Raw genomic sequence first — 13,084 nt, forward strand, 5'->3', positions numbered from 1 at the left:
CGCGCCAAGGCGATGCCACAGCGTCATCCCCAAGCCCGACAAGCGCTCCCGTCGCTGCTGCGCCGCTGGCCCAACGGGCTCGTCGCAGCAGCTTGAATCGGCGATTCGGAATTTTGCAGGTCCGACTACTGACGTGCTCGTCAGGCGCGGCCGCGCTGGCCGGTGAAAGCGGGCGAAGCCTGCTCCGGGGCTTGGAGTTCAGGCGCGCAAACACGTAGATGCTGTATATATTCACAGCATGTCGCAAACACCCACCCGTATTGCCGCCGCCCAGCCGGCTCTCGTGCCCGTTGAGTCCATCAAGGGCCGCGGCACGGCGACCGCCATGCCACATCGCTTCGAAGCGCAACAGCGCGAGCAGTACGACGACGGCTGGGGCTCGCTGGACCAGAACGCCGCCGAGGAGCAGGTCCCGGTGGCGACACAGATCATGGAGGAGCACGCCAGGGCCATCGTCACCAGCAACCAGTCGCCGGACATCTCCTTCGACTACTCCATCAACCCCTACCGCGGTTGCGAGCAGGGCTGCATCTATTGCTTCGCGCGGCCCACGCACAGCTACCTGAACCTGTCGCCGGGGCTGGACTTCGAGACGCGCATCGTGGCCAAGGTCAATGCGGCGGAGCGCCTGCGCGAGACACTGGCCTCGCCGCGCTACGAGCCGCGCTCGCTGGTGCTGGGTACGGCCACCGATGCTTACCAGCCCATCGAGCGCAAGCTGGGCATCACGCGGCGCATCATCGAGGTGCTGCATGAGACCAGCCACCCGTTCTCGGTCGTCACCAAGAGCAGCGGCATTGAGCGTGACCTGGACCTGATCGCGCCGATGGCCGCTCAGGGGCTGGTATCGGTCTACCTGTCCATCACGACGCTGGACAACGACCTGGCTCGCATCCTGGAGCCGCGCGCTGCTGCGCCCGCACGGCGGCTGCGCACGATCCAGGCGTTGGCGGAAGCCGGCGTGCCGGTGGGCGTCAGCGTGTCGCCCATCATTCCGTTCATCAACGAGCCCGAGCTGGAGCGCATCCTCGAGGCCGCTGCGGCGGCCGGTGCCAGCAGTGCCTTCAGCATCCCGGTGCGCCTGCCCTGGGAGGTGAACCCGCTGTTCCAGGACTGGCTGCATCGCCACTTCCCCGACCGCGCCGAGCGCGTGATGGCGCGCATCCGTGACATGCGCGGCGGCAAGGACAACGACGCGCGCTTCGGCACGCGCTTCACCGGCGAGGGCATCTGGGCCGAGCTGCTGCAGGCGCGGCTGCGGCGGGCGGTCATGAAGCTGGGGCTGCGCAACGAACGGCGGCCGGTGCAGCTTGCCGTGTTCCGCAAACCGCAGAAGACAAGCACGCAGGGCAGCCTGTTCTAGGAAAGCGTCGATCCGGATCGTGCCCGATTGTTGTGGCGGGACGGTCTCGGGATCTCGGCGCCGCCCCGCGCAGCCATGTCGCGAAACGATGCGCCACAACTTCATCGCTAAAACTCGAAGTAGTAGAAGTTGGCCGGCTGCATCGACGCAATCGCTGCGCATCCGATGCACAACATGATCAGCACAGGAGCCAGTACCGTTGTCGGGATTTTCGAAGCTAGGGAGCGAATGGTTTCAGTGCGATCAAATGTGTGCAGCACCAGCACGCCGACTCCGAGGAGCACAGGCACCGTGGCCGCGTCCGGCCATTCGCCCCATCCGCCGGCCGAGAAACTACCAAAGAGGACGTCATAAGCGACGGACATTGAGGGCGAGCGGAATATCACCGCCAGCAAACTCCATATCAGGAATGTCAGGAGAATGCACAGCCGGCGGCTCATCCCGGACGCGCTGGCTGCGTAGGCGCTGTAGCCGGTGACGCTTTCCAGGGCTCTCAGTACCCCGTGGGCCAATCCCCAAACGACAAACGTCCATGCTGCGCCATGCCACAGGCCAGATATTCCCATTGTGACAATGAGCGAAAGATGGCGGGAATATTTTTGCAACCTGCTGTGCAGCGGTTTGAAAACATAATCGCGTAGCCAGAAGCTCAAAGTGATGTGCCAGCGTTGCCAGAGCTCGCCCATCGATGCAGCGCCATAAGGCGATCTGAAATTCTCCGGGAATGCTATTCCCAACATGCCTGCCAGCGCGATAGCCATATCGGAATAGGCGCTGAAGTCGCAATAGATCTGGATCGAGAATCCGAATATTGCAGCGGCACCTTCCCAGGCCGAAAGGGTGGTGTGCGCGGCGTAGAGCTTGTCAACATAGGCGCCGACCGGATCGGCCACAAGCACCTTTTTCAGCATGCCAACAGTAAACAGCGCAAGGTTAGGCATCCAACCGTTCCGGCACACGCCCAGCTGACTCAACTGCGGCAAGATGTGTCTAGCTCGAAGGATTGGTCCGGCGATTAGGTGGGGAAAGAACGTTATATATACCGCTGTAGCCCAGAAGCCGGGGCGCTGCTTTTCAGGCTTTCGCGCTGTGTCGACGAGGTAGCTGATGATGGTGAAGGTGACAAAAGATACGCCCAGCGGCAGTGTCCATCCGAGGCGGGCTGATTCGAAGCCGGAGAGGCCGTCGAAAGTTGCGAGCAAGAAGTCCGCATATTTGTAGAGGGCGAGAGGTATCAGTGATGCGACGACACATGGCGCGAGCCAACGGCGATCGTGAGACACCAGCAGCAACATCAGCCAGCAGCCAATCACCATGGCAATTAGCAACAACACATTGGGTGGGTACCACCATGCGTAGAAAATCAAACTCGCTGCGGTGACGAACGCAAGCCTCAACCGCCGTGGGCAGAAATTGAAAAGTGTGCAGAAAATCAGGAAAAACAGCAGGAACGAAGGCAGCTGAAACAACATTGGCTGAACTGCCCCTCAATGAGATAGGTGCGGACGCAGCAGATCTGCCATCAATAGAAACGCCTTGGCATTTGGATGGACGTCATTGTTGGCAACCCAGTACTGCTGTGCTGGCTGCTTTTGCATACTCGGAAGCGGATCAAGGAAAGTCCAGCCGCGCTTTTCGGATTCGCTTCGCATCGCTTCGGTCATGAAGTGGAAGTGATAGGGATTGAAGCTGTGCGGCTCCGGGACCAGCATCACAATCACCTGGTATCCCTTCTTTGCCTGGTCTGCTTTCAACCTGTCAAGCGCTCGATCCATGCTCATTCGGCCGCGGCCACCAACCCACATATCTTTATAGGCCGCGACCAACCCGGCCTCTCCTGGTGTATTTGAGATCGCGATGTCGATAAACGAGACTAGCAACGCATACGCTTGGCTATGGCGAACCAGCCAACCGGCCTGACCTGCTTCTTGGAGAGCGGGCGCACGGGCCGTGGCCAGGACGATCACTGCATCTGCGGAAATCTTTTCTGAATGTCGCAGCCAGTTGGCGACGATTTGAGCCATGTTCATGTTGCCAACGCCAGTCGTCAGCACTTCCGCAGTCGGCCCGAGCTGAGCTGCAAGTTGAGCGCGCAGCGTCTCGTTTTCTGGCAGGCCCCAACCCATGGCTGTCGAGTCACCGATGATGACGACCTTGCGCTTCCCGGCGGTTTGCAGATCTGGTTCGGGCCCCCGCATGCCGAGCGAGTTGATGGAAACGTCAACGCCTTGCAGCCGCGCTGACGCGCCGGCGACGTGCTCATGGCCGATGGCCGGGTCGGTACTCTTGCGTTTCAGCAGCGTTGCGTAGCGCCACATCTCAATCAGATAGTTCTGCTGAGACGATGTCGCCAAGCGTACGAGTCCTTCGACTGCGGCTCCCGCCATCAACAGGCCCAACAGCACCAGCCCGGCTGCCGATATAAACGCTTTGACCGGATTTTCTCGCGCTGTCATGTTCAGAAAACCGCATAGACAAACGGCGCCCAAGCGGAATTCGCCAGTACGACGAAAAGAACCGCGAACAGCAATATCACAATCATGAAAGGTAGCAGCACCAGTCTAGATTTCTTCTTGAACAAAAAACCAAAAATGTCGCTTAGAAATTTCACGCTGTGCTCCGAATAAAATACTTATGAGGGGTCAGTGGTGCAAGCAGTCATGCGGCGGTTGGACACACTCCACACTTCCCGCTCGAAGGCTGCTGATATAACTCACTGGCGCACGATGATCTGAAGAACTGGGGTCTTGAAGGCGCTGCGGCGGGCGCGACGAAATGGCTGGTTGAATATATTGAGCGAGTGCTTGCGCAACAATTGCGTTGCCGTCCTTGGTCAAGTGCCCGCCAAAATCCAAGAAGTATGTCTTGTCTGCAGGTAATGCGCGCGAGAGGTCGACAAATTCTGGAATATTCAATTTCGTCAGCTCTTGATGGTATCTGCTGTATACCTTTTGCAAGTTCAGTACACGCTTTTTTGCATCTTCGTTCGCATTTTCGATGAGATGGTTGATATTTGAGTTCTCATCGAAAGGAGTCGGGAGGTACACCAGATAAAACGGGACACCGGTATTTCGGCCGAAAGCTACAGCATTTTGAATTGACATGATCGAGTTTGATATGGCCAACTCAATGTTGTCGCTGGACTGGCAGGCGGGCTCGGGTGTAGTGCTTGTTGTGATTTTCGCCAAATGAAAAAATATGTTTGAACGCCCCTGCTTGATCGGGGGCGACGGCGTGCAGTCAATATATAGTTGATAGGTCAAGCCGGCTAGAATGACGAAGTCCGGATTGGAGTGCTTGTTCTGCAGATCCTGCCAGCGCATTAGATTGTCTGAGGTCGGTTGGCCCAGGCCGGCATAATTGTATACATGCGTGTCCGGCATTGCGGACTCCAGTTGAGCTGAAATCGTTTGATTGTCGCTGACTTTGTAGCCAAATGCGGTTGATGATCCGAGTAAGAACCCTATGTGACCTGGCTGGCTGGTATAGGGGCGACCGTTTTCTCGACGGCCGTTGGCGTCGACATTCAGAGCAGGGGACTTGTATTCCTTCAGAATGTTGCGAATGCCGGGCAAGTTTTTTACGGGCAGGCCGTCCATCGGTATGCGAAGCGCGGCGCGTGATTCGCGATCAGATCCTCCGGCGGCGCTTAAATCAGTGATTTTCTCTCGTAAATGAAATTTGGCGTGCTGAACTACTGAATAGCTGATGTCCAGAAATCCGTCGATCAGGCACACAACGATGGTGATCTGAAACAGACCGATGAGAACTCTGCGGAGCATGGAATTTTCTTGAGAAGGGGGATGTGCCATTGCAACTAGTCCATCTCGTAATTCGAGGCGTAATTCACGGCCAGCGCGCGATTCTGCTCTGACTTCTTCAATACGAAATTGCCTATGACCAATCGGTCCATGTCTGTTGCCATGAAGCAAGCAAATGCTTCGCTCGGCGTGCACACGATCGGCTCATTCCGTACATTGAAGCTTGTATTGATGAGCATTGGGCAATCAGTGATCTCTGAGAATGCCTTCAAGAGGCGGTGATATCGGGGATTCTGGCCTGCTTGAACTGTCTGGACTCGGGAAGAAAAGTCAGTATGGGTCACGGCGGGGATGGTTGAGCGCACCAGATGCTGATCCTTCATCCCATGGTGGGCCGCCGCGTGCTGCGCGGAGACCACTCTGCGTTGTTCGGCCACTTTTGTTACGGTCAGCATGTACGGTGAGGTCGGTGCATGCATGTCGAACCACTCAGTTGCCTCCTCGGCCAGGACTGAAGGCGCAAACGGGCGGAAGCTTTCACGGAACTTGATCTTCAGGTTCAGCTTCTTTTGCATATCCGCTCGGCGCGGGTCGCCGAGGATGGATCGATTGCCGAGAGCGCGCGGGCCGAATTCCATTCGACCCTGAAACCATCCCACCACTTCACCCGCAGCCAGTGCTTCAGCGGTTTCGTCGAACAGAAGATCGTCTTTCACAAAGACTGAGCGAGCACCTGCGGCCAGCAGTGCCGCTTCGATCTCTGCCGGTGAATATTCCGGACCAAGCGCGCTCGCAAACATGGCGTCTGGGTGATGCACGCTGCGAGGCGCCTCGGCGTGCAAGTGGTAGGCGGCAAGAGCCGCGCCGAGTGCGCCGCCTGCGTCGCCTGACGCGGGCTGTATCCATACATGCGCGAACGCGCCGTCCGCAAGGATTTTTCCATTCGCAACGCAGTTCAGTGCGACCCCGCCAGCCAAGCATAGATTCCTTTGGCCTGTTTCTTTTGCCAGAGCGCGCGTCATTCGCAGGATGATATCTTCGGTAACCTGTTGAATTGAGGCTGCGATATCGGCGTGAAAATCTTCCAGCGGGCTCTCTGGTAGACGTGGCGGCTGTCCGAAGAGTTGCTGGAAGCGCGCGTTCGTCATGCTCAGGCCGGTGCAATAGTTGAAATAACGCTGATTCAACCGAAAAGTGCCATCTGGCTTCACGTCAACGAGATGCTCGTAAATCTTCTTCGCGAAACGTGGCTCTCCATATGGCGCAAGACCCATGAGCTTGTATTCGCCGGAATTTACTCTGAACCCCGCGTAGCTTGTGAATGCGGAATACAGTAGTCCGAGTGAATGTGGAAAGACCAGATCGCGAACGATCCGCAGTTCCCGGCCGCGGCCTATGGCCACTGATGTCGTTGCCCACTCGCCTACTCCGTCCATCGTCAGGACGACCGCTTCAGAGAACGGGGAAGGGTAGAAAGCGGATGCCGCGTGGCTCAAATGGTGCTCTGAAAACAATAGATCTTGGGACGCAGGCGTACAGCCGGGTAGTGCGGCCAATTCTTTTGTCAGCAGCGAGCGCAGGAACAACTTTTCCTTGGCCCAAACCGGCAGTCCTGCGCGGAAGGAGCGGAACCCCTTTGGGGCAAAGCTGAGATAGGTCTCCAGCAGGCGCTCGAATTTGAGAAGCGGCTTGTCGTAGAAGACGATATGGTCGATTTCTGCGCTGTGCGCAGCATCAAGGCAAAAGAGGGCGGCAGCGCGCGGAAACCCAGCATCCTGCTTTTTCCGGGTAAAACGCTCTTCCTGGGCCGCCGCCACGACGACGCCGTCCTGAATCAGTGCGGCTGCGCTGTCGTGGTAGTAAGCGGAAATTCCAAGAATGTTCATGGATTCGGCGTTCAGTATGGTCGATTGAAATCGGTTTTGTCGGATGAGCGCTGATTCCAGTACGTTGTTGCCTTGGGGTCAATTTTCAATTTGAGCTCATTGCGACCACACAATCGCAACAGTACAGCCCCTGGGGTCAGGAATAGAAAATAAATAAGAAAGAGCGCCACGTTGCTGATAATTCCGTGCATCAATTTGCCGAAGTGAATCCAGAGGCGGTTCGGCCGCGTGAGCAGTCTGGGCGCTACCAAGGTGACCAGCGCGAGCAGTAGTGCGGCACTTGCGGTCGGTAGATGGATAGATTGTCCTCGCAGTAGGGGTGAAAGGGAAAGGCCTAAAATAATAAGGGACCATATTGATCCGAATACTCTGTTGTTCACGATCTCATCCTCTCAGGCATTTATCGCCGAACTTGCCTGCGTTCCGCGCCATTAGATAATTTTCAAAGGCCCGGCTTGCGTACGGCGCGCCTGAATAACTCAATCTGAAGACACTCAGCGAAGCCCGAAGGGATTGCACGGGCGAGTGGTCGGCGGGAGCGCATGGCGCGCTGTGGTCGCTATAGGTCTCGCCGGAAGCCGTGAGGTACCAGTCCGCTTCTGAGGGCGACTTTGCCGGGTTGAAGCTCTCCGATCCCACCATCAGCAAGTCGTCCAGGGGCTCAGCTCTGGCAATCTCTCTGCGGGTCGGCAGCATGATGTGCGTTCAAGAGTGGACCTGCCGCATGCAGCTTTGGCAATCGACTGCTCGGCCTCAAGGGCTCGGATCAAGTTACGCAGCATCTCTCTGGCTTCCAACAGGACCCAACTGCAGACGGGAAGAAAATCACCAAGGACCGAACTCCATGTCTGCCGATCGTCCGGTCTGGAGCGCTTCTGGCTAGTGGCACGGTGGGCACAGCTCGCCGTCTTGGCCGAATGGGGGAGAAGTTGGGGCTGGCCCGCCTTCAGGGTTCCCTGTCCGGGCATTTGCGCGCGCGGTCGACGCAGGCGGCGCGGCATCGTACCCTGGCTCAAGCGACGCGACGGACAGGGGCGCGCCGCGCTCCGGGAGTCTTCGCGGCTTGAATGGCGCCCTTTGGTAGCTAACGCAACGGCACCTGCTTGGCGTTCTACCGTTTAGAAGTTCTCTGGGCGTCTACTTCCTGCACGCGGCCAGCAGATCCCAGCCTGGTTTGTACACGTCGGCCCGTGCGCCCACCCAGCCCATCGTGGTGTGGAACAAGTGGTCGTGCGACACCGGCCGGTCGCGCAGGCCGGCCAGGCAGCCGGGTTGCAGCGACGCCGCCAGCGCGCCGCTCTCGGGCGCCCACAGGATCATGGGCACATGCGTCTGCTCACGCGGCGCCAGCGCGTAGGGCATGCCGTGCAGGTACAGGCCGTTCTCGCCCAGCGACTCGCCGTGGTCAGACACGTAGAGCATGCCGACATCGAAGGCCTGCTGCGTCTGCAGCCAGTCGATGGCGCGCGCCAGCAGTCGGTCGGTGGTAGCGATGGTGTTGTCGTAGGCGTTGACGACCTGCTCGCGCGGGCATTGCTGCAAGGCGTTGCTGCGGCACTCGGGTTGGAAGGGCTTGAGATCGGGCGGCGAGCGCTTGTAGTAGGCCGGGCCGTGGCTGCCCATCGGGTGCATGACGAGCACGAGGCCGCGCGCCAGGCGCTCCGGGTCCAGTGCGGCGATGCGCTTGTCCAGCTCATGCAGCAGGGCTTCATCGAAGCATTCGCGGCCCTTGCACAAGCCGGGCGGCAGCGGTGCGGCGCCCTCGGGCAGCTGGGTCGTGAAGCTGTGGGGCACCCGCGCGCACAGGCCCTTGCAGCCGCTCTGGTTGTCCAGCCACAGCACGGCCAGGCCGGCGCGCTGCAGCAGGTCGAGCAGGTTCTCCTGCCTGCCCTTCAGGTCGCCGAAGGCCTCGCGGCCCAGCGGCGAGAACATGCAGGGCAGCGAGGCCGCCGTGGCCGTGCCGCAGGACGTGACCTTGCGCAGGCTGACGAGCTGCGTCGCAGGCAGCTTGGACAGCGCCGGGTTGGTGGGGCGCTCATAGCCGTTCAGGCTGAAGTTCATGGCCCGCGCCGTTTCGCCGACGACCAGCAGCAGCAGCGGTGGCTTGGTTCCTGCAGCGCGCGGCAGCAGGCGGGCATCCGCGCCGATGACGGCGGGCGGGCCGCTGCGTGTGGCATGGCGCCGGGCCGCCGCGACGCTGAGCGAATAGACACCATTCAGCGGCGTGACCATGTAGCGGACGCTCTTGTGGTTGCGCATCGTCGAGGACAGGTCGGCGAACATGCCCAGCGCCAGCACCACCATGGCGGCGATGCCCAGCGCAAAGGCCGTGAAGTTGCCGCACAGGCGTTTCACCGCCGACTGGCGCGGCGCCGCAGGCCGGCGCAGCAGCCACCAGGCGGGCAGGGCGCCCAGCAGCACGATGCTCAGCAGCAGCCGCCAGTTCAGCAGGTCGCGCGTTTCGCGCACATCGGTCTGCACCAGGTTCACGACCATGGTCGGATCGAAGACGATGCCGTAGCTACCGATGAAATGGGCCAGCGCGCCTGCGCTCAGCAGCAGCACGACCAGCACGGCCTTGATGAGGCGCGGCCAGGCCAGCAGGCTCAGCAGCGCGCCGGTGGCCACGGTCACGATGCCGGCGAAGACCGCGATGAACGGGCTGCCGACGTCGGCCATGGCGTGCAGTTGCAGCCACATCGGCCAGTTCGCGAACAGGCCCATCCACAGGGCGGCCAGCCAGGCCTGGGTCAGAGGGCGTGAGGTGTCGGGATGGAACCAGGCGAGCAGGCGCTTGAACAAGGGCATCGGAGAGCGAGGGAAGGAAGGCGGGCTGTTCAGAAATGCGTCGTATTCGGGCCGAGCGCCGGGCCGCTCCCAAGCCGGCCCGCCATGGCGATGTGCTTGTCGGTCAATCCGGCAAGCATCGCCGTCCCCGAGGGGGACCGGCCAAGGTACGCCTTGGACGAGGGGCTCCGTCTCAAGCGGCTTGCGCCGGTGCGGTGGCGGTGCGCAGCGCCACGCCGCCGGTCGCCCGCTTGGCCGGGCCGCCGGTCATGGGCCTGACATAGCGGCCGTACAGCACGTCGATCTGCTCGCCCAGCGCGTCGGCGCCGTCGATCTTGTCCGCATGGCGCTTCAGCACCAGGCCGGCCATATCGATGAGCTTGGCATTGCGTGTCAGCTCGCCCTGCTGGATCAGCAGCTCCACCGCCACCTTGGCACTGCCGCGCATCGAGTGGCGCATCGCGGTTTCGGCGACGCTGAAGATCTTCTGGTGGCAGTCGCGGAACTGCTCTGCCGCGCCCAGATGGCCTTCGGTCATCGCGACCAGGATCTCGGTGCTGGCCTTGGCCGAGCAGTGACGCATGCCCAGGCCTTGGAGGATGGGCATCATCTCTTCCAGCTCCACCTCCTGGCTGGACAGGCGTATCCACAGCGCCGTCAGCAGCGAGGCGGCCTCCAGGTCGAAGCTGCCACTGGCGGCGTCCTCCGTGAAATCCCGCGCAACGACGAGGGCCTGGCCCACGCGCCGCTCCAGCAGGAAGGCCAGGCCGCGGAAGAGCAGGTCGAAACGGCGCAGCCGGATGGAGCCTGGTGAGCGCTCCAGCGCGGCGGCCAGCGAGTCGTGGGCGTACTTGAAGCCCTTGGTGTCCTTGGCGTCAAAGCGCATCAGGCCGATCAGCACCAGGCTCAACATGTCGAACAGCTTGGAGCGCAGGCCCTGCGACATGGCCCGTTCCAGCATCTTCAGCGCGTCGGCGCGCTGGCCGACGTAGAAGCCCAGCGACCCGGAGCGCTGCAGGCGCAGCAGGCAGCCGGGCGTCAACGTCGCGGCGGTCTGGTAGGTCTTCAGCGCCTGGGCCAGGTCGCCCTGCTCCATCTGCACATGGCCCATCAGGTCGTGCGAGTCGGCGAAGTCGGGCAGCTCGCCGATCAGGTTCTCCAGCGTGCGGCGGGCGGCCTGCAGGTTGCCGCTGGCCACCTCTGTACGCGCCACGCCCAGGCGTGCCCAGGGCACGGTCTTGGCCGCAATGATGGCCTCGTACAAGACCTTGGCGTCGCCGAAGCGCTTCAGGCGCAGCAGCAGCTCGGCACCGATGCGGGCGGCGTAGAGCCAGTACTTGGACTTGGCCTCGAAGCGCGCCAGGCACAGGTCGGCCGCGGTCTGGAAATCCTGGTTCTCGATGGCGTCGAAGATGTCCTTCAGCACTCGCTTGCGCTGACGCGCGCTTGCCAGGCGCTCGGCCAGGTTGGCGCTGGTGTAGGGCTTGATGAGGTAGGCGTCCAGCGCGGCCTCGGCGGCCTCGGCGACCTTGGCGTAGGTGGCCTCGCTGGTCACCATGACGAAGACGGTGGAGTAGGGCAGCAGGCCTTCGCGGCGCAGCTCGTCGAGCAGGTCCTGGCCCGAGGTCTCGCTGCTGTCGAAGTGGTAGTCGCACAGCACGATGTCGAAGGTCTGGTGCTCCAGCAGCACGCGGGCGTCCTTCACCCGGCTGGTCTGGCGCACCGTGCCCACGCCCAGGTCGCGCAACTGCGCCGACATGAGGCTGCGCGAGTTGGCATTGCTGTCGATGATCAGCGCCGATGCGGCCTGGATGTGCTGATCCATCAACTGCATGCGGCCCCCTTCCCCGGCGCGGGGCCGTGGACTCTGAGCGCAGGTGGCGGAATCGGCATCACTTATGAGTAGTCGGTATGAGGGCCGGCGGACTTTAGGGTTTCTGCGTCTGCAGGCGTGAGCTGGTTTACGCGCGTTGGCGGTGCATTCCGTGACATCCGCCGCGCACTCATCCGGCGGCAGTGAAAAAGCCGCGGCTCCTTGCGGAGGCCGCGGCTTGGCGGGGTTGGGTGCCGCGCCGGCTTACTTGAACAAGTCCTTGACGCGGTCCGTCCAGCTCTTGGCGTTGGGCGAATGCTTCTCGCCGCCCTTCTTGAGCGATTCGTCGAGCTCCTTCAGCAGCTTCTTCTGATGCTCGGTGAGCTTGACCGGCGTCTCGATGGCGATGTGGCAGTACAGGTCGCCGGGGTAGCTGGAGCGCACGCCCTTGATGCCCTTGCCGCGCAGGCGGAAGGTCTTGCCATGCTGCGTGCCCTCGGGCAGCTCGATCTCGGCCTTGCCGCCCAGCGTCGGCACCTCGATGGAACCGCCCAGCGTGGCGGTGATCATGGACACCGGCATGGTGCAGTGCAGGTCGTCGCCGTCGCGCTCGAACAAGTCGTGCTGCTTGATGCGGATCTCGATGTAGAGGTCGCCGCTCGGACCGCCGTTCACGCCGGGCTCGCCATTGCCCGCCGAGCGGATGCGCATGCCTTCGTTGATGCCGGCCGGGATCTTGACCTCCAGCGTCTTCTGCTTCTTGACCTTGCCCTGGCCGTTACAGCTGGTGCAGGGGTCGGGGATGATCTTGCCGCTGCCATGGCAGTGCGGGCAGGTCTGCTGGATGCTGAAGAAGCCCTGGCGCATATGCACCGTGCCCGAGCCTCCACATGACCCGCAGGTCTTGGCGCTGGTGCCGGGCTTGGCGCCCGTGCCGCCGCAGGTCTCGCAGCCTTCCCAACTGGGGATGCGGATCTGCGTCTCCTTGCCGCGAGCCGCCTCTTCGAGCGTGATCTCCATTGCGTAGCTGAGGTCGCTGCCGCGGTAGACCTGCTGGCCACCGCCGCCGCGGCGCTGACCGCCACCACCCTGGCCGCCGAAGATGTCGCCGAAGATGTCGCCGAAGGCCTCGGCAAAGCCGCCGAAGCCTTCCGCGCCCGGCCCGCCGCGCCCGCCGCCCATGTTGGGGTCGACGCCGGCATGGCCGTACTGGTCGTAGGCCGCGCGCTTCTGCGCATCGGACAGCATCTCGTAGGCCTCCTTGGCCTCCTTGAACTGTTCCTCGGCCTTCTTCGCCCCGTCGCCCTGGTTGCGGTCGGGGTGGTGCTTCATGGCCAGCTTGCGGTAGGCCTTCTTGATGTCCTCCTCGGTCGCGTTCTTGGCGACGCCGAGGATTTCGTAGTAATCGCGCTTGGAAGCCATGCTCGTCTCGTAAAGCAAAGGCCCGGGGGCGCGTGAGCGCTCCCGGGCCGGG

General features: G+C 61.7%; 10 protein-coding genes. 1 reads left to right on the forward strand and 9 read right to left on the reverse strand.

What is annotated here, in order from left to right:
• Nucleotides 1-238 precede the first annotated feature (238 nt).
• A complete protein-coding gene (locus ACG00Y_RS25500; protein WP_394483869.1) occupies nt 239-1,363 on the forward strand; it encodes a PA0069 family radical SAM protein in 1,125 nt (374 codons plus the stop codon).
• Between the two features lie 107 nt (nt 1,364-1,470).
• Here ACG00Y_RS25500 and ACG00Y_RS25505 read toward each other — a convergent pair whose 3' ends face one another.
• The 9 genes from ACG00Y_RS25505 to dnaJ all read right to left on the reverse strand — a co-directional run bounded on the left by ACG00Y_RS25505 (nt 1,471) and on the right by dnaJ (nt 13,032).
• Nucleotides 1,471-2,835, reverse strand: coding sequence for an MBOAT family O-acyltransferase (locus ACG00Y_RS25505; protein WP_394483871.1), 1,365 nt, complete (start codon nt 2,833-2,835; stop codon nt 1,471-1,473).
• A 15-nt stretch (nt 2,836-2,850) separates the two neighbouring features.
• Nucleotides 2,851-3,819: an SGNH/GDSL hydrolase family protein gene (locus ACG00Y_RS25510; RefSeq protein ID WP_394483873.1), complete on the reverse strand. Its 969-nt coding sequence runs from the start codon at nt 3,817-3,819 to the stop codon at nt 2,851-2,853.
• A 2-nt stretch (nt 3,820-3,821) separates the two neighbouring features.
• Nucleotides 3,822-3,974 carry a DUF5989 family protein gene (locus ACG00Y_RS25515; RefSeq protein WP_394483875.1) on the reverse strand — a complete coding sequence of 51 codons (153 nt, stop codon included), beginning with the start codon at nt 3,972-3,974 and terminating at the stop codon, nt 3,822-3,824.
• A gap of 31 nt (nt 3,975-4,005) precedes the next feature.
• Complete coding sequence (locus ACG00Y_RS25520; RefSeq protein WP_394483877.1) at nt 4,006-5,175, reverse strand: hypothetical protein; 1,170 nt, start codon at nt 5,173-5,175, stop codon at nt 4,006-4,008.
• A 5-nt stretch (nt 5,176-5,180) separates the two neighbouring features.
• A complete protein-coding gene (locus ACG00Y_RS25525; protein ID WP_394483879.1) occupies nt 5,181-7,010 on the reverse strand; it encodes a carbamoyltransferase family protein in 1,830 nt (609 codons plus the stop codon).
• Between the two features lie 11 nt (nt 7,011-7,021).
• On the reverse strand, nt 7,022-7,390 hold the full coding sequence (locus ACG00Y_RS25530) for an SxtJ family membrane protein (RefSeq protein WP_394483881.1): 369 nt from the start codon (nt 7,388-7,390) through the stop codon (nt 7,022-7,024).
• Between the two features lie 757 nt (nt 7,391-8,147).
• On the reverse strand, nt 8,148-9,818 hold the full coding sequence (locus tag ACG00Y_RS25535; protein ID WP_394483883.1) for a phosphoethanolamine transferase: 1,671 nt from the start codon (nt 9,816-9,818) through the stop codon (nt 8,148-8,150).
• A 172-nt stretch (nt 9,819-9,990) separates the two neighbouring features.
• Nucleotides 9,991-11,631, reverse strand: a complete 1,641-nt coding sequence (locus tag ACG00Y_RS25540; protein ID WP_394483885.1) for a response regulator — start codon at nt 11,629-11,631, stop codon at nt 9,991-9,993.
• Nucleotides 11,632-11,874: 243 nt separating this feature from the next.
• Nucleotides 11,875-13,032: a molecular chaperone DnaJ gene (gene dnaJ / locus ACG00Y_RS25545; protein ID WP_394483887.1), complete on the reverse strand. Its 1,158-nt coding sequence runs from the start codon at nt 13,030-13,032 to the stop codon at nt 11,875-11,877.
• Nucleotides 13,033-13,084 lie beyond the last annotated feature (52 nt).

Source organism: Pelomonas parva (assembly GCF_043555835.1).
In the GTDB taxonomy this organism is placed as follows: domain Bacteria; phylum Pseudomonadota; class Gammaproteobacteria; order Burkholderiales; family Burkholderiaceae_C; genus Pelomonas; species Pelomonas parva.

Coding starts and splice junctions, on each gene's coding strand:
- ACG00Y_RS25500 (WP_394483869.1), top strand. CDS start 239: ATGTCGCAAACACCCACCCGTATTGCCGCCGCCCAGCCGGCTCTCGTG.
- ACG00Y_RS25505 (WP_394483871.1), bottom strand. CDS start 2,835: ATGTTGTTTCAGCTGCCTTCGTTCCTGCTGTTTTTCCTGATTTTCTGC.
- ACG00Y_RS25510 (WP_394483873.1), bottom strand. CDS start 3,819: ATGACAGCGCGAGAAAATCCGGTCAAAGCGTTTATATCGGCAGCCGGG.
- ACG00Y_RS25520 (WP_394483877.1), bottom strand. CDS start 5,175: ATGGCACATCCCCCTTCTCAAGAAAATTCCATGCTCCGCAGAGTTCTC.
- ACG00Y_RS25525 (WP_394483879.1), bottom strand. CDS start 7,010: ATGAACATTCTTGGAATTTCCGCTTACTACCACGACAGCGCAGCCGCA.
- ACG00Y_RS25535 (WP_394483883.1), bottom strand. CDS start 9,818: ATGCCCTTGTTCAAGCGCCTGCTCGCCTGGTTCCATCCCGACACCTCA.
- ACG00Y_RS25540 (WP_394483885.1), bottom strand. CDS start 11,631: ATGCAGTTGATGGATCAGCACATCCAGGCCGCATCGGCGCTGATCATC.
- dnaJ (WP_394483887.1), bottom strand. CDS start 13,032: ATGGCTTCCAAGCGCGATTACTACGAAATCCTCGGCGTCGCCAAGAAC.